At 71.7% G+C, this 14,700-nt stretch carries 14 protein-coding genes and 2 tRNA genes; 4 read left to right on the top strand and 12 right to left on the bottom strand.

Going from position 1 to position 14,700, the window contains the following annotated elements:
• Window positions 1–69: 69 nt before the first annotated feature.
• A complete protein-coding gene (locus DTL70_RS11870) occupies window positions 70–861 on the top strand; it encodes a S1 family peptidase (RefSeq protein WP_425470348.1) in 792 nt (263 codons plus the stop codon).
• A gap of 143 nt (window positions 862–1,004) precedes the next feature.
• On the opposite strand, the gene DTL70_RS11865 is transcribed toward DTL70_RS11870, so the two are convergent.
• From DTL70_RS11865 to DTL70_RS11855, 3 genes are all read right to left on the bottom strand, one after another.
• The gene (locus tag DTL70_RS11865; protein ID WP_114021873.1) at window positions 1,005–2,924 is read right to left on the bottom strand and encodes an ABC transporter ATP-binding protein; all 1,920 of its coding nucleotides are present in this window, start codon (window positions 2,922–2,924) and stop codon (window positions 1,005–1,007) included.
• Window positions 2,924–4,657: an ABC transporter ATP-binding protein gene (locus tag DTL70_RS11860; RefSeq protein ID WP_114021872.1), complete on the bottom strand. Its 1,734-nt coding sequence runs from the start codon at window positions 4,655–4,657 to the stop codon at window positions 2,924–2,926. The genes DTL70_RS11865 and DTL70_RS11860 overlap by 1 nt, the downstream gene beginning before the upstream one ends.
• Window positions 4,658–4,939: 282 nt before the next feature.
• The gene (locus DTL70_RS11855; RefSeq protein WP_114021871.1) at window positions 4,940–6,346 is read right to left on the bottom strand and encodes an FGGY family carbohydrate kinase; all 1,407 of its coding nucleotides are present in this window, start codon (window positions 6,344–6,346) and stop codon (window positions 4,940–4,942) included.
• Between the two features lie 376 nt (window positions 6,347–6,722).
• Here DTL70_RS11855 and DTL70_RS11850 point away from each other — a divergent pair, with 376 nt between their 5' ends.
• Window positions 6,723–7,811 (top strand): MalY/PatB family protein, encoded by a 1,089-nt coding sequence (locus DTL70_RS11850; protein ID WP_114021955.1) that lies wholly within the window; start codon window positions 6,723–6,725, stop codon window positions 7,809–7,811.
• Window positions 7,812–7,937: 126 nt separating this feature from the next.
• On the opposite strand, the gene DTL70_RS11845 is transcribed toward DTL70_RS11850, so the two are convergent.
• The 6 genes from DTL70_RS11845 to DTL70_RS11820 form a co-directional block, all read right to left on the bottom strand.
• Window positions 7,938–8,471, bottom strand: a complete 534-nt coding sequence (locus DTL70_RS11845; RefSeq protein ID WP_114021870.1) for a hypothetical protein — start codon at window positions 8,469–8,471, stop codon at window positions 7,938–7,940.
• 179 nt (window positions 8,472–8,650) lie between these two features.
• Window positions 8,651–9,181 (bottom strand): hypothetical protein, encoded by a 531-nt coding sequence (locus DTL70_RS11840; RefSeq protein WP_114021869.1) that lies wholly within the window; start codon window positions 9,179–9,181, stop codon window positions 8,651–8,653.
• A gap of 190 nt (window positions 9,182–9,371) precedes the next feature.
• Complete coding sequence (locus DTL70_RS11835; protein ID WP_114021868.1) at window positions 9,372–9,986, bottom strand: Clp protease N-terminal domain-containing protein; 615 nt, start codon at window positions 9,984–9,986, stop codon at window positions 9,372–9,374.
• A 5-nt stretch (window positions 9,987–9,991) separates the two neighbouring features.
• Window positions 9,992–10,225, bottom strand: coding sequence for a hypothetical protein (locus tag DTL70_RS11830; protein WP_114021867.1), 234 nt, complete (start codon window positions 10,223–10,225; stop codon window positions 9,992–9,994).
• A 412-nt stretch (window positions 10,226–10,637) separates the two neighbouring features.
• Window positions 10,638–10,711: transfer RNA gene (locus tag DTL70_RS11825), tRNA-Ile, on the bottom strand.
• 288 nt (window positions 10,712–10,999) lie between these two features.
• Window positions 11,000–11,072, bottom strand: a tRNA-Asn gene (locus DTL70_RS11820).
• 191 nt (window positions 11,073–11,263) lie between these two features.
• On the opposite strand from DTL70_RS11820, the gene DTL70_RS11815 reads away from it, so the two are divergent.
• Window positions 11,264–11,551, top strand: coding sequence for a YtxH domain-containing protein (locus tag DTL70_RS11815; RefSeq protein ID WP_114018340.1), 288 nt, complete (start codon window positions 11,264–11,266; stop codon window positions 11,549–11,551).
• Window positions 11,552–11,626: 75 nt separating this feature from the next.
• On the opposite strand, the gene ligD is transcribed toward DTL70_RS11815, so the two are convergent.
• Window positions 11,627–12,538: a non-homologous end-joining DNA ligase gene (ligD, locus tag DTL70_RS11810; protein WP_114021866.1), complete on the bottom strand. Its 912-nt coding sequence runs from the start codon at window positions 12,536–12,538 to the stop codon at window positions 11,627–11,629.
• A gap of 30 nt (window positions 12,539–12,568) precedes the next feature.
• Here ligD and ku point away from each other — a divergent pair, with 30 nt between their 5' ends.
• Window positions 12,569–13,645 (top strand): non-homologous end joining protein Ku, encoded by a 1,077-nt coding sequence (ku, locus tag DTL70_RS11805; RefSeq protein WP_114021865.1) that lies wholly within the window; start codon window positions 12,569–12,571, stop codon window positions 13,643–13,645.
• Window positions 13,646–13,698: 53 nt separating this feature from the next.
• On the opposite strand, the gene DTL70_RS11800 is transcribed toward ku, so the two are convergent.
• Window positions 13,699–14,466 (bottom strand): FkbM family methyltransferase, encoded by a 768-nt coding sequence (locus DTL70_RS11800; RefSeq protein ID WP_114021864.1) that lies wholly within the window; start codon window positions 14,464–14,466, stop codon window positions 13,699–13,701.
• Entirely contained in the window at window positions 14,463–14,699 is a 237-nt protein-coding gene (locus tag DTL70_RS11795; RefSeq protein ID WP_114021863.1) for a Trm112 family protein, read from the bottom strand. Before DTL70_RS11795 ends, DTL70_RS11800 begins: the two co-directional genes overlap by 4 nt.
• Window position 14,700: the final 1 nt, after the last annotated feature.

The raw sequence follows: 14,700 nt of genomic DNA, 5'->3' as shown, positions 1-14,700 counted from the left end.
TCACGCGGGTGCCGTGTGTGCGAGTAACCCCCCACGAGAGGAAGCACGTTGAAGAACCCCACGAAGAGCATGAAAAGACTCACCGCCGTCGGTGCCGTCGCGCTCGCCGCCTTCAGCCTCAGCCCCGCCGCCGCCTCCGCGCTGCCCTCGGGCAACCCGGCAGGCGACGGCGAACCCGGGACGACCATCGTCGGCGGCACCCCCGCCGAGCAGGGCGAGTTCCCCTTCATGGTGCGGCTGTCCATGGGCTGCGGCGGCGCACTGCTGGAGAAGGACATCGTGCTGACCGCCGCCCACTGCGTGGACGGCAGCGGCTCCGACACCAGCATCACCGCCACCGGCGGCGTCGTGGACCTCGAGGACCCGGCGGCCGTCACCGCCAAGTCCACCGAGGTCCTCCAGGCCCCCGGCTACGACGGGCAGGGCAAGGACTGGGCGCTCATCAAGCTCGACAAGGCGCTCGACCAGCCCACCCTCCCCATAGCCAAGGACGACGCCTACAACGAGGGCGACTTCACCATCGCGGGCTGGGGTGCCGACCAGGAAGGCGGCGACCAGCAGCGCTACCTGCTCAAGGCCGAGGTCCCCTTCGTGGACGACGCCACCTGCAAGAGCGCCTACCCCGACCTGGTCGAGGGCGAGGAGCTGTGCGCGGGCAAGCTCGACACCGGCGGCGTCGACAGCTGCCAGGGCGACTCCGGCGGCCCGATGTTCCGCAAGGACGACGCCGGCGAGTGGGTCCAGGTGGGCATCGTCAGCTGGGGCGAGGGCTGCGCGCGGCCGGGCAAGCCCGGCGTCTACACGGAGGTCAGCACCTTCGCCGCCGACATCGAGGACGCCGCAGCGCAGCTGGGCGGCTGATCCGGCTCCGCTGGGCCGGCTGATCCGGCTCCGCACGTGTTCGGCCGTGGCCCGCTGGTGAGGCACCGCGGGCCACGGCCGGTCCGGCACCCGGCGCGCTGCGGGCGGGAAGACGCCAGTTCGGCTCGGCCGGTCCGGCTCGGCTAGTCCACCTCGACCACGGCCTCCGCGAACTGGGACTTGTACAGCCGCGCGTACGCGCCGTCCGCGGCCAGCAGGGCCTCGTGGTCGCCCTGTTCCACGAGGGAGCCGTTCTCCATCACCAGGATGACGTCGGCGTCCCTGATGGTGGAGAGGCGGTGGGCGATCACGAAGCTGGTCCGCTCGGAGGCGAGACGCTCCATCGCGCGCTGGATCAGCACCTCGGTGCGGGTGTCCACGGAACTGGTCGCCTCGTCCAGCACCAGGATGACCGGGTCCGAGAGGAAGGCGCGGGCGATGGTGATGAGCTGCTTCTCGCCGGCGCTCACCGTCGCGCCCTCGTCGTCGAGCACCGTGTCGTAGCCGTCCGGGAGCGTGCGGATGAACCGGTCGGCGTGCGCGGCCCGCGCGGCCTCCTCCACCTGCTCGCGGCTCGCCCCCTGGGCGCCGTAGGCGATGTTCTCCGCGATGGTGCCGCCGAACAGCCAGGTGTCCTGGAGGACCATGCCGATGCCCGCGCGCAGTTCCTCACGGGACATCGCCGCGATGTCGGTGCCGTCCAGCAGGATGCGGCCCGAGCGGACCTCGTAGAACCGCAGCAGCAGATTGACCAGCGTCGTCTTGCCCGCCCCCGTGGGGCCGACGATCGCCACCGTCTGACCGGGCTCCACCGCCAGCGACAGGTCCTCGATCAGCGGCGTGTCCTCGGCGTAGCGGAACGAGACGTGCCGCAGCTCCACCTGGCCCCGCAGCTGCTCAGGCCGCTGGACGTGGGCCTCGTCCGGCTCGGCGGACTGCTCCTCGGCGTCGAGCAGTTCGAAGACCCGCTCGGCCGAGGCCACCCCCGACTGGATGAGGTTCGCCATGGAGGCGACCTGGTTGAGCGGCTGGCTGAACTGCCGCGAGTACTGCACGAACGCCTGCACGTCACCGATCGACAGCGCGCCGGACGCCACCCGCAGCCCACCGACGACCGCCACCAGCACGTAGTTGAGGTTCCCGACGAACATCATCGCCGGCTGCATGATGCCGCTGATGAACTGCGCCATGAACCCGGCCTTGTACAGCTGCTCGTTCTGCTCGGCGAAGACGGCGGCCGACTCCCGCTGCCGCCCGTAGACCTTCACCAGCGAGTGGCCCGTGTACATCTCCTCGATGTGCGCGTTCAGCGTGCCCGTGGACTTCCACTGGTCGACGAACTGCGGCTGCGCGCGCTTGCCCACCCGTGTGGCGACCAGCGCCGAGAGCGGCACGGTCACCAGTGCGACCAGTGCCAGCAGCGGCGAGATCCAGAACATCACGCCGAGCACACCGACGATCGTCAACAGCGAGTTGACGATCTGGCCCATCGTCTGCTGGAGCGTCTGGCCCAGGTTGTCGATGTCGTTGGTGACCCGGGAGAGCACCTCACCGCGCGACTGCTTGTCCAGGTAGGACAGCGGCAGCCGGGACAGCTTCGCCTCCACCTGCTCACGCAGCCGGAAGACGGTGCGGCTGATGGCCCGCACCGAGATCCGCGTACCCCACAGCATCAGCAGCCCGGCGGCCACGTACACGGCGACCGCCGCCAGCAGCACGCCGCCCACGGCGCCGAAGTCGACGCCGTGGCCCGGGGTGAAGTCCATGCCGGAGAGCATGTCGGCGGCCCCGCCGTCCCCGCGCTCGCGCATCCCCTCGAGCGCCTGCTCCTTGGTGAGCCCCTCGGGCAGCTTGCCCCCGATGAAGCCGCCGAAGACCAGGTCGGTGGCGTGCCCGAGGATCTTCGGACCGATCACGTTCAGGGCGACACTGCAGACGACGAGAGCCAGCATCAGCAACAGGCTGCCCCGCTCGGGGCGGAACTGGCCCAGCAGCCGTTTGCCCGACCCCTTGAAGTCCATCGACCGCCGCGGCGGCGCTCCGCCCATTCCTCCACCACTCATCAGGCGGCCTCGCTCTCGGTCAGCTGGGACAGCACGATCTCCCGGTAGGTCTCGTTGCTCTCCATCAGCGCGTCGTGCCGTCCCGTGCCCACCACGTGTCCCTCGTCCAGGACGAGGATGCGGTCCGCGTCCCGGATGGTCGCCACCCGCTGGGCGACGATCACCACCGTGGCCTCGGAGGTCTCCCTCTCCAGCGCGGACCGCAGCGCCGCGTCGGTCGCGTAGTCCAGCGCCGAGAAGGAGTCGTCGAACAGGTAGATCTCCGGACGGTGCACCAGCACCCGCGCGATCGCCAGCCGCTGCCGCTGCCCGCCGGAGACGTTGCTGCCGCCCTGCGCGATCTCCGCCTCCAGGCCGCCCTCCATCCGCTCGACGAAGTCCCTGGCCTGTGCGACCTCAAGCGCGTGCCACAGCTCCTCGTCACTGGCGTCGGGGCGGCCGTAGCGCAGGTTGGAGGCGACCGTGCCGGAGAACAGGTAAGGACGCTGCGGCACGAGACCGACGGTCGATGCCAGCAGGTCGGGGTCGAGGGCGCGCACGTCCTCTCCGTCGACGAGGACCTGGCCCTCAGTGGCGTCGAACAGCCGCGGGATCAGCCCCAGCAGGGACGACTTGCCGCTGCCCGTGGAGCCGATCACGGCCGTCACCTCGCCGGGCCGCGCCACCAGGTCGACGCCCTGGAGCACGGGTGCCTCGGCGCCCGGGAAACCGAACCCGGCACCGCGCAGCTCCAGATGGCCGTGGCGGCGCAGCCGGCGGACGGGCGCCGAGGGCGGCACGACGCTGGAGTCGGTGTCGAGCACCTCCTGGATGCGCTCGGCACACACCTCGGCGCGCGGCACCATCATGAACATGAAGGTGGCCATCATCACCGACATCACGATCTGCATCAGGTAGGAGAGGAACGCGGTCAGCGCGCCGATCTCCATGTCCCCGTTGTCGATGCGGTGGGCGCCGAACCAGACCACGACGACGCTGGAGACGTTCACGACCGTCATCACGACGGGGAACATCAGCGCCATCAGCTGGCCCGTGCGCACCTGCAGGTCGGTCAGGTCCGTGTTCGCGCCGTGGAAGCGGCGCCGCTCGAAGTCGTCCTTGACGAAGGCGCGGATGACACGGACGCCCGATATCTGCTCGCGCAGGATCCGGTTCACCTGGTCGAGACGCTCCTGCATGGTGCGGAACAGCGGCCGCATCCGGCGCACGATCAGCATGACGGCGATGCCCAGCACCGGGACCACGCCCAGCAGCACGGAGGAGAGCGGCACGTCCTGGCCGAGCGCCATGAAGATGCCGCCGAAACACATGATCGGCGCGGTGACCACCAGCGTGAACGCCATCAGCGTCACCATCTGGACCTGCAGCACGTCGTTGGTGGTACGGGTGATCAGCGACGGGGCGCCGAAATGACCGACCTCACGGGCCGAGAAGGACTGCACGCGGTCGAAGACACCCGCCCGGATGTCCCGGCCGAGCGCCGCGGCGGTGCGCGCCCCGAGGTAGACGGCACCGATGTTGCAGACGACCTGCACCACCGAGACCGCCAGCATCAGGCCGCCGTGGCCCAAAATGTAGCCGGTGTCACCGAGGACGACACCGTTGTCGATGACGTCCGCGTTGAGCGTGGGCAGGTAGAGCGTGGCGCTCGTCTGTATGAGCTGGAGCAGGACGAGGAGCGCGATCGGCCGCTGGTAGCGGCGCAACCGGGCGCTCAGTAGGCGGATCAGCACACGGATGTCCTCGTGGTCAGTGAGGGTGGGAAGCAGAAGTGGAAGAGCGTAACTGCGTGCGGCACGCGGCCGCCTCTCCTTTTGAGTTTTTCCACCGCAACCCCGGTCAAGTCCTGGCAAAAGGAGGGGGCTACGGGCGGGCCGCACCGGGTTGCGGGCGGGGCCGCGCCGGAGCGCGGTGGGGGCGTCGCGGCGGGCTACTCGCCGTGGCGGACCGCTCGTCGCGGCGGACCGCTCGCCGTGGCGGGCTGCTCGCCGGCGTCGGGACCGTCGCTTCGGCGACTACACCGGCAGCGCGCCCGGATACGTCTCCTCGCGCACCGTGACGTACTGCTGCCGCACGGCCTGCCCGACGGCGCGCTCCTCGCCCGCCTCGAACACCTGGCAGGCCGCGGCGGGCCACTGCGGGGGGTGACCCGACCCTGACAGCGCCCACGCCGCCTGCCGCGCCGCACCGATCGCGGCGTAGTCGGCGGGCTCGGGCACCACCACCTGGGCGTCCAGCAGCGCGGGCGCCGCCGTCCGCACGGCCCGCAGGTTCGCGGCCTGCCCCAGCAGGAAGACCCGGCGCACCGAGACCCCGCGGCTGCGCAGCACCTCCAGCGCGTCTGCCAGCCCGCACAGCATGCCCTCGACGGCGGCCCGCGCCAGGAACTCGGGCTTCATGCTCTCGCGCCGCAGCCCGTGCAGCGAGCCCGCCGTGTACGGCAGCTGCGGAGTGCGCTCGCCCTCCAGATACGGCAGCAGGACCAGCCCCGAGGCACCGGGTGTCGACTCCGAAGCCAGCTCGGACAGGCCCTCCAGATCGGTGCTCAGCATCCCGGCGGCACCCCGCAGCACCCGCGTCGCGTTCAGCGTGCGCACCACGGGCAGGTACATCCCGGTCGCGTCCGCGTAGGAGGTGATGGTGCCACTCGGATCGCCCAGCGCCTCGTGGTGGACGGCGCAGACCGAGCCCGTGGCGCCCAGCGAGATCACCGCGTCGCCCAGCCCGAGCCCCAGTCCGAAGGCGGCGGCCATCGTCTGCCCCGTACCGGCGGAGATCAGCAGCCCCTCGGGCGTGTGCCCGGCCGGCTGGGAAGGGCTGACGACCTCGGGGAGCCTCGCCGGACGGCCCAGCGCCAGCTCCACCAGGTCGGGCCTGTAGGACTCGGTCGCGGCCGACCAGTAGCCGGTGCCCGAGGCGTCGCCCCGGTCGGTCACCCGGCGCTCCGGGCGTCCCAGCAACTGCCAGACCAGCCAGTCGTGCGGCTGCATCACCTCGGCCACCCGGCGGGCGGCCTCCTCCTGCTCGCGCGCCAGCCAGCGCAGCTTCGAGACCGGGTGGGAGGCCTGCGGGACCGTGCCGACGGCCTGCGCCCACGCCTCGCGTCCGCCCAGCGTGTCCACCAGGTCGGCGGCCGCGGTCTGCACCCGCTGGTCGTTGCCGAGCAGCGCGGGCCCCACAGGGGCCCCCGCTTCGTCGAGCGCCACGAGGCCCTGCTGCTGTCCGGAGACGCCGATGGCCTGCACGTCGGCGAGCTGCCCGCCGCCCGCCGCCTCACCGAGTGAGAGCAGCCAGGACTGCGGATCGTCGCGCTCCCCGGGATGTGCGGCGTGGCCGTGCCGTACGATCGCGCCCGTCTCCGCGTCGCAGACGACGATGCTTGTGTACTCGGCTGAGCTGTCCAGTCCGGCGACTATCCCCATGGCCGGAATGATGCCTCATAGCTGCCCGTACCGGACCCGGCCCCCCGCACCCGTGACCCACGCCTCATCCGGCCCGGCTGCCTGTCTGCCCGCCTTCCCCACGCGCGCACTGTCGCGGATCGCTCCCGGCCGTCCTAGCGTGAGACCGGTCACCGCCGTGCGACGTGCACCGTCTCGTACCGGGAGACGCCCGGAAGCCCGCACCGAAGACGCCGTGGCTGATGCCGTGGCTCTTGCCGCTGCCGTTGCCGCTGCCGTTGCCGTCGCCCTTGCTGTTGCTTTTGGCGTTGCCGTGAAGGGAGCCCCTGTGACCCGTGCGACCGAGCCCGACCCGCTGCGGCGCCTGACCCTCGACCAACTGCGCCGCCGCACCAGCATGAAATGGCGCACCTACGCACCCGACGTGCTGCCCCTGTGGGTGGCCGAGATGGACGTGCCGCTGGCGGAACCGGTCGCCGAGGCGATCACCGAGGCGGTGCGCCTGGGCGACACCGGCTATCCGGCCGGCCCGGTCTACGCACAGGCACTCGCCGACTTCACCCGGCGCCGCTGGGGCTGGGAGGTACCGCCGGAGCGCACGGCCCTCGTCCCCGACGTGATGCTCGGCGTCGTCGAGATACTCAAGCTCATCACCGGGCCGGGGGACGCGGTGGTGGTCAACTCCCCCGTCTACACGCCCTTCTACCAGTTCGTGACGCATCTGGGCCGCCGGGTGGTCGAGGCCCCGCTGGACGGGGCGGGACGGCTGGAGACCGCCGCCCTGGAGACCGCCTTCGCCCGGGCGGTCGAGGGCGGCCGCCGGGCCGCCTACCTGCTGTGCAGTCCCCACAATCCCACCGGCACCGTGCACACGGCCGACGAACTCACCGGTGTGGCCGCTCGCGCACGGGCGCACGGCGTACGGGTGGTCGCCGACGAGATCCACGCGCCGGTGGTACTGCCGGGCGCACACCACGTGCCCTACCTCTCGGTGCCCGGCGGTGAGCACGGCTTCAGCCTGATGTCCGCCTCCAAGGCGTGGAACCTGGCCGGGCTCAAGGCCGCGCTCGCCCTCGCGGGGAGCGAGGCGGCCGACGACCTGGCCCGCATGCCGGAGGAGGTCGGCCACGGACCCAGCCATCTGGGGGTCCTCGCCCACACCGCGGCGCTGCGGCATGCCACCGGCTGGCTCGACAGCCTGCTGGAGGGGCTCGATGACAACCGGCGGCTGCTCGCCGGCCTGCTGGAACGCCACCTGCCCGACGTCGGCTACCGCCCGGGCGAGGGCACCTTCTTGGCGTGGCTCGACTGCCGCGCCCTGGGGCTGGGCGACGATCCGGCCGCCGTCTTCCTGGAGCGCGGGCGGGTGGCCCTCAACTCGGGGCCCGCCTTCGGCACCGGGGGAGCCGGGCACGTGCGGCTCAATCTGGCGACCTCGCCGGACATCCTCGACGAGGCCGTGCGCCGGATGGCGTCGGCGGTCTGAGCGCCGCGGCCGCGGGTTCCGGGGCAGGCCCCCCGGGGCGGGTCCCGGGGCACGCGGCGGACCCGTGACCGGTCTGTACGGTCACGGGTCCGAGGTGCTGCGGGGTGGTGCGGGCGCGCGGTCGCGTCAGCAGCGCTTCGAGGAGTAGGCGAAGTTCTGCTTGCTGTCGCCGGGGGCGCGCACGACGCCGCGGGCCGCCGTGCAGTGGCGCACCGTGTCCGCGGGGTACGACCAGAAGGACGCCGCCTTGGTGCGGTTCCAGCTGCGCAGACCCACCAGCTTGTGCGTCTTGAAGTCGTACACGGCGATGTTGGTCGACCAGTGCGGGTGCTTCTGCCGGAAGCTCTGCCACACGTACAGGTAGCCGTAGTTGCGGTTGCAGCGCGGCGAGTAGAACTGCTTCACCGACGCGATGACGTGGCCCTTGCGCTTGATGTGGCCGGTGGAGCCGATCTGGTAGGCGTCCGCGCACACGCGTGCCTGCTGGGCCGAGCCCTCGGAGGCGTCGGACTCGGGGGCGGCGTTCATGGCCGTCGCCCCGCGGTCGGCGCCAGGGGCGGGAGCCGGACCGGAACCGGCCTGGGCTGCACCGGCGGGCAGCAGGGCCAGTGCGCAGGCCGCGGCTACGAGGGCGCCCTTGACGGGCGGAAGGGTACGCATGGGGTCTCCTCCTCAGGGAGAGCGTGATCTTCCGGACAAAAAGGCCGGATCGGGCATCACAGTAAGATCCCACGGCGTCCACGGCTGGGATTCACCCGCCACGGCGGGTCGTACGAGCGGGGCCCGGCCCGCCAACGCGGTGCCGGACCCCGGTCATTGGCCCCCGGTCGCCCCCGTACTCAGCAGCGCTTCTGCGAGAACGCCTGGTAGGCCTGCGGCGAACCCGCCGGGCGCAGCGAGCCCACGGCGGACGTGCAGGCCTCGACCGTGTTCGCCCCCTCGGACCAGAACTCCTGCTGCTTGGTGGCCTTCCACGCCTTGGCGGCGTGCACCGAGTCGTCGTCGTAGCTGTAGACGCCCAGGGTCACGTCGTAGGGCTCGGCGGTCTTGCGGAAGCTCTCCCACACCCACAGGTAGGCGTAGTTCTCGTGGCACTTCTTCGAGTAGAACTGTTTGACGGAGGCAAGTGTTTCCGAGCCGCGCTTGATCAGCGCGCGCTCGCCGATCTGCACCGCGTCGTCGCAGACGCCCGAGGCCTGTGCCCGCTTGCTCGCCGGGTTCCCCTCCGGGGAGGGGGCCGAGGTGCGGGTCAGCTTCTGCGAAGGACCGGTGGCAGGGCCGCTGCCCGCGTACGCCGCGCCGGCCGGCAACAGCACCAGTGCCGTGGTGGCCGCGACCAGCGCGCCCTTGGAGAAACGAGTGGAACGCATGGAGATTTTTCCCCCTCTTTCCTGAACAACGGTCGGATACGAGGCATCCGAGGCATGTGGTCGATGCGCCGGATACCCAGTAAGACACGTTGGCCCGGCCCGGGGTTGTACGCCTCCCGGGGAGCACGCGGGGCGAGTTGACGTCACGTCAGCCACATCCGTCCCGTCCGCCCCCCGGCCCCCGGCGGTGTCAGGCGGCGGCCTCCCGCAGGTCGCTGAGCACCCGTTCTCTCAGGACCTCGGGCGTGACGCCGAGCCGGGCGAAGACGCCCAGAGAGAGGGTGTCGTCGGAGCGCGACAGGCCGAGCACGACGTGCTCCACGCCGATGCGCCGGTCCTTGCGCGCCAGCGCCTCGCCCAGCGCGTCCTTGAGCGCCTTCTTCGCCTGGGCGGCGAACGGAAGGTGCCGGGACGGCGCCCGGCCGCCGCGTGGCCGGTGCCGCCCGGCCGGTCCGTGGGCGCCGCCGTCCTCGGTGCCCGCCGGGCCGTCCAGCGCGCCCTGGCCGAACGACTCCTCCGCGCGTCGGCGGACCTCCTCCAGGTCGATACCGAACGCCCGCAGCGCGGCGGCGTCCTGCGGCCCGAGGTCGTCGCTCGTCCCGCTCACCACTCCCGCGACCGCCGCCCGGCACGAGGCGGGGGTGACGCCGAGGCGCGTGAGCGTCGCCGCACCCGGCTGCTGGGGGAAGCGCAGCGCCGCGAGCAGCAGGTGCTCGGTGCCGATCCACTCGTGTCCCAGCGCTTCGGCCTCCTCCTGTGCGCGGATCACGACCTCCCGCGCCTCCTTGCTGAACCGTTCGAACACCGGCCTCACTTTCCCTTCCGCTTCGCGTGCTTCTTGTGCACGGCCTGCCGGCTGACGCCCAGGGCCGCCCCGATCTCGTCCCAGGACCAGCCCTGGCGCCGGGCGCCGTCGACCTGGAGCGCCTCCAGTCGCTCGGCGAGCCGCCGCAGCGCGGCGACGGCCCGCAGGCCGACTGCCGGGTCGCTGTTCAGGGCGGCCTGAGCGGTATGCACCGCTTCCTGCGCTTCGGTACCTGCCATGGCGTCAACGTAGGGTGACGCGGAGGAGTTGTCAACCGTTGTTGACATTTGTCTCTGCCCGTCTCGATTCCGGGGCCGGGTCGGGCCGGGTCGGGTCGGCTGAGTCGGGGTCCGGGCCGGGGCGGGCCGGTGGGTGGCACCCGGTGTGCGGACGTCACCGGTCTGGGGGGTGACGACTTTTCACCATGGTCTGTCCCGACGGGCGTTCGCCGCCCGGGGTGCGGAAGGGGCCGCCCCGCGGGTGCCCGAAGGAGTGATGCCGAGGTTCACTCGAAGGAGGGGCTGGTGGGGTGTTCCGGCTCGCCTTCTGCGCGCGCGAGTCACCCCTGAAATGGCCGAGCGCCCCACCAGGCCGGGGCCGGGTGGGGCGCTCATGTGCAGGTGGCGCCGATTTTTCGGACACCTGCGCCCGTGGGGCGGGTGGGACTCGAACCCACGGCCGACGGATTATGAGTCCGCTGCTCTAACCGGCTGAGCTACCGCCCCGTAACGGCGCACCGCGCACATCTGTGCGCGCCGTCTGCCGCAGCATAACCGTTCATAGGATCTCCCGCCCGCGCCGGGGGAGATCTACGCAGGTGAGGACCCCGAACCAGGGGTGATCGGTTCCCGGTCGGCGCCAATTTCCCGGAAGTGGCCCGCGAGCGCCCGGAACAGGGGAGCCCCGCAGCCCCGCGGACGAGGAGCAAGGCGAAAGGAAGGGCGAAGGGAGGGCGGCGACGGGCATGGGCCGGAAGGAGAGAAGGGGCCCCTCCGGGGCCCCTTCCACTGTTGCTCCCGCGACTGGACTCGAACCAGTAACCTGCCGGTTAACAGCCGGCTGCTCTGCCGATTGAGCTACACGGGAATGTCCCGCCGGTCGCGCTCCCGGTGGCCGGGGCGCTCCCTTGCGACGGGGAATACATTAGCGCATGCCAGGGGGTGCTCCGAAATCGGTATTGCCGCCGCCCATGCGCGGTACCCCTTGAGGCGTCCCGGCGGCCGACGCGGCCGGGACGCCGGGAGATGGACCTCAAGGCCGAGAGAAGGGGCAAAGCTATGCGCTACCGGCTCACGTTCGTGTCCGGACTGGCCGTCGGCTACCTGCTCGGCGCCCGCGCGGGACGCGAGCGCTACGAGCAGATCAGGAAGAGCGTGCGGAGAATCTCGGAGAACCCGGCGGTGCGCAACGCGGGAGAGGCGGCGGCCCTCAGCGGGCGGCAGGCCGCCTCCAAGGCGGCCGACCGTGTCCAGGACCGGCTCCCCTCCTCGCTCGGTGACCGTGTGCGCACGGTCCGGGACCACCGCGCCCGCTCCGGCGACGACTGGGGCGCCGAGGGTCGCTAGGCCTCGGCGCACTGCGGCAGCCCCGGCTCCGGACGGCCGGGGCTGCCGCGGCCCGCTCACCCGGCGCCGCCGCCGCTACCGGGGAATCCGGCCGCGCGCGTTCTTCTTGCTGCCGCCCTTCTTCTCCTCCGCGAGCAGGGGCGCCAGCAGGTCGCCGTGTTCCTCGACGCGGGCAGGGAGGTCGGAAGTGAGGAAGACGAGGTCGTCCGGCTTCCTGGCCGCGGCGAGCTCGTCCCAGGTCAACGGCGTGGAGACGGTGGGCCGGTCCTTGGCGCGCAGGGTGTAGGGCGCGGCGGTCGTCTTGGCCTGGTTGTTCTGGGACCAGTCCACGAAGACCTTGCCGCCACGCAGGTTCTTGGCCATCTTGCTGACCGCCTGCTCCGGCATGTCCGCCTCGGCCTCCTGCGCGAGCTTCTTCGCATACGCCGACACCTGGTCCGAGGGCGTGCGTTCGAGGGCGGCGATCAGGTGCAGGCCCTTCGAGCCGGAGGTCTTGGGCAGCAGGGTGATGTCGTCGTCGGCGGCGCGTGCGCGCAGCCAGTCGGCGAGGGTGCGGCAGTCCAGGATGTCGGCACCTTCGCCGGGGTCGAGGTCGAAGACGAGGCGGTCGGCCTTGGCCTGGTGGTCGGAGCGCCACTGCGGGGTGTGCAGCTCCAGCGCGGCGAGGTTCGCGGCCCACACCAGCGTCGCCTCGTCCTGGATGAGGACCTGGTGCAGCGGTTCCTTGCTGACGACGTTGATCTTGCGGGTCGTCACCCAGCTGGGCGTGCCGGGCGGGACGTGCTTGGTGAAGAACTTCTCGCCCTCCACGCCGTCCGGGTAGCGCAGGAAGGAGAGGGGGCGTCCGTCGAGGTGAGGCAGGACGGCGTCGGCGATCGAGGCGTAGTAGTGGATCGCCTCTCCCTTGGTGAAACCCGTCGCCGGATAGAGCACCTTGTCGAGGTTGCTGAGGGCCAGCCGGTGGCCCCCAATCTCCGTGTGCGGCATAACCTGAGAGTCCCATAGAAGGGACAAAGTATGCGTTCAATCTGGAAAGGGACCGTCTCCTTCGGGCTGGTCTCGATCCCGATCAAGGTGGTGTCCGCCACCGAGAACCACAGCGTCTCCTTCCACCAGGTGCACACGGACGACGGGGGCCGCATCCGCTACCGCAAGGTGTGCGAGCTGGACGAGCAGGAGGTCCCGCGCGAGGAGATCGGCCGCGGTTTCGAGACGGAGGAGGGGCGCACGATCCTCCTCACCGACGACGACATGGCGGCGCTCCCGCTGCCCACCGCGAAGACGGTGGAGATCCTCGGCTTCGTCCCCGCCGAGGACATCGACCCCATCCAGCTCGACCGCTCGTACTTTCTGGCGGCGGACGGGCAGCGCGCCGACAAGCCGTACGTGCTGCTGCGCGAGGCCCTCAAGAGATCGGGCAAGGTCGCCGTCGCCAAGCTGGCGCTGCGTGCGCGGGAGAGCCTGGGAATGCTGCGCGTGTACGAGGACGCACTCGCCCTGCACACCATGCTGTGGCCGGATGAGATCAGGTCGGCCAGTGGTGTGGCGCCCGAGGGGGAGGTCGCCGTGCGGGACCAGGAGCTGGATCTGGCGGACACCCTGATGGAGACGCTGGGCGAGCTCGACTGGAGCGACCTGCGCGACGAGTACCGGGAGGCGCTCGAGGAGCTCGTACGGGCCAAGGCCGAGGGTGTGGAGCCGCCGCCCGACGAGTTGCGCCGCAGGACGGAGGCCGGCGGTGGGAAGCTGGTGGACCTGATGGCGGTGCTGGAGCGCAGCGTGGAGGAGGCCCGCGGCGGGCGGGACGCGGGGGAGGGCGGCGAGGCGACGGTGCACGAGCTGGCGGAGCGTCGTTCGGGCGAGCGCCCGGCCACGAAGGCGGCGCCGAAGAAGGCGGCCTCGCAGAAGCCGGCGTCGAAGAAGGCGGCCACGAAGAAGTCCGCCACGAAGAAGTCCGCGGGGAAGCAGTCTGCCGGCCAGGGCAAGGGCAAGAGCACGAAGCAGTCCGCGTCCACGAGCACGGACAAGGCCGCCTCCAAGAGCACGAAGAAGACGGCCGCCAAGAAGGCCGCCCGCCCCCGCAAGACCGCCTGAACCCCCTGAACCCCCTGAACCGCCTGAACGGCGGTGGGGCTCGGCAGGGGCGGCTACCCGTGCCGCTGCGGTCTGCGGCCCTCGGGCAGGAACAGGGCCGAGTTCACGTAGCGGCGGTGCGGTGCGAGGGAGCGCCGCAGCAGCCCGTGGTCGGCGACGTGTACGGTGCGCCGCTGGTGTGCCGCCAGGTCGAAGTCGGCCAGCCGCACCCAGGTGTCCGCGGGCAGCACCCAGCCGCTGTAGCCGAGCGAGGCCAGCTGTGACAGCACCGGGGGGAGCGGCTGGATACGCGCTTCCAGTTCGATGAAGAGCGCGGGCCGCTCCCGGGCGAGGGTCGTCTCGGCGCCGTGCAGGACGGCTCGCTCACTGCCGTCCACGTCGATCTTGACGAGGGAGACGTCCGTCAGCCCCAACGCGTCCAGCGGGAGGCAGGGCACATTCAGCGAGGCCGCGTGCACCTCGCGGCGCACCAGGGAGGACACGCCCCGGTCCCCGCGTCCGCCGGGCGGCAGCCACAGGGTCGCCCTGCCCGTGCGGTCGCTGGCCGCCGCCTGGAGGATCCGCGCGTTGGGCGGCGCCGTGGCCCGCAGGTGGCGGGCGAGGTGCGGGACGGGTTCGAGGGTGACGACGCGGTCGGCGCGGTGTGCCAGCCGGCGCGTCCACGGCCCGTACCAGCCGCCGACGTCGACCGCCGTACCGCCGGGCGGACAGTAGTCGCACAGGCGGCCCAGTTCCGGTTCGAAGCGCGGGTAGAGCCAGTCGGTGCCCGCGGACAGCAGGCGCCGGGGCAGATGGGGGCCGAGGCGGGAGGCGAGCGTCATGGCGCCGGCTCCTCCGGGGCGGCCGGCGCTTCCATGAGCCGCTGGTGCTCTTCGTCCGCGACCTGTTCACCGGAGGAGGGAAGGAGCTGCGGTATGCCGTCGAGAACGGGGTAGCGGCGGCGCAGCCGGGGGTTGTAGAGCGTCTGGTCCGGCTCGATCCAGACGAGGGGTCCCTTGTCCAGGGGGCAGGCGAGGATCCTCAGGAGGGGGTCGTCGGCGGAGAGGCTGGGCATG

It is taken from the genome of Streptomyces diacarni, from assembly GCF_003323715.1.
Lineage (GTDB): Bacteria > Actinomycetota > Actinomycetes > Streptomycetales > Streptomycetaceae > Streptomyces > Streptomyces diacarni.
Note: the sequence above shows the minus strand (reverse complement) of the source record. Positions and strands in the feature narration are given on the sequence as shown.

Excerpts from the sequence above, each read along its gene's own strand:
- DTL70_RS11855 (WP_114021871.1), bottom strand. The coding sequence starts at position 6,346 with ATGGGGATAGTCGCCGGACTGGACAGCTCAGCCGAGTACACAAGCATC.
- DTL70_RS11815 (WP_114018340.1), top strand. The coding sequence starts at position 11,264 with ATGCGCTACCGGCTCACGTTCGTGTCCGGACTGGCCGTCGGCTACCTG.
- DTL70_RS11795 (WP_114021863.1), bottom strand. The coding sequence starts at position 14,699 with ATGCCCAGCCTCTCCGCCGACGACCCCCTCCTGAGGATCCTCGCCTGC.
- DTL70_RS11850 (WP_114021955.1), top strand. The coding sequence starts at position 6,723 with ATGAAATGGCGCACCTACGCACCCGACGTGCTGCCCCTGTGGGTGGCC.
- DTL70_RS11845 (WP_114021870.1), bottom strand. The coding sequence starts at position 8,471 with ATGCGTACCCTTCCGCCCGTCAAGGGCGCCCTCGTAGCCGCGGCCTGC.
- DTL70_RS11840 (WP_114021869.1), bottom strand. The coding sequence starts at position 9,181 with ATGCGTTCCACTCGTTTCTCCAAGGGCGCGCTGGTCGCGGCCACCACG.
- DTL70_RS11800 (WP_114021864.1), bottom strand. The coding sequence starts at position 14,466 with ATGACGCTCGCCTCCCGCCTCGGCCCCCATCTGCCCCGGCGCCTGCTG.
- ligD (WP_114021866.1), bottom strand. The coding sequence starts at position 12,538 with ATGCCGCACACGGAGATTGGGGGCCACCGGCTGGCCCTCAGCAACCTC.
- DTL70_RS11870 (WP_425470348.1), top strand. The coding sequence starts at position 70 with ATGAAAAGACTCACCGCCGTCGGTGCCGTCGCGCTCGCCGCCTTCAGC.
- ku (WP_114021865.1), top strand. The coding sequence starts at position 12,569 with ATGCGTTCAATCTGGAAAGGGACCGTCTCCTTCGGGCTGGTCTCGATC.
- DTL70_RS11830 (WP_114021867.1), bottom strand. The coding sequence starts at position 10,225 with ATGGCAGGTACCGAAGCGCAGGAAGCGGTGCATACCGCTCAGGCCGCC.
- DTL70_RS11865 (WP_114021873.1), bottom strand. The coding sequence starts at position 2,924 with ATGAGTGGTGGAGGAATGGGCGGAGCGCCGCCGCGGCGGTCGATGGAC.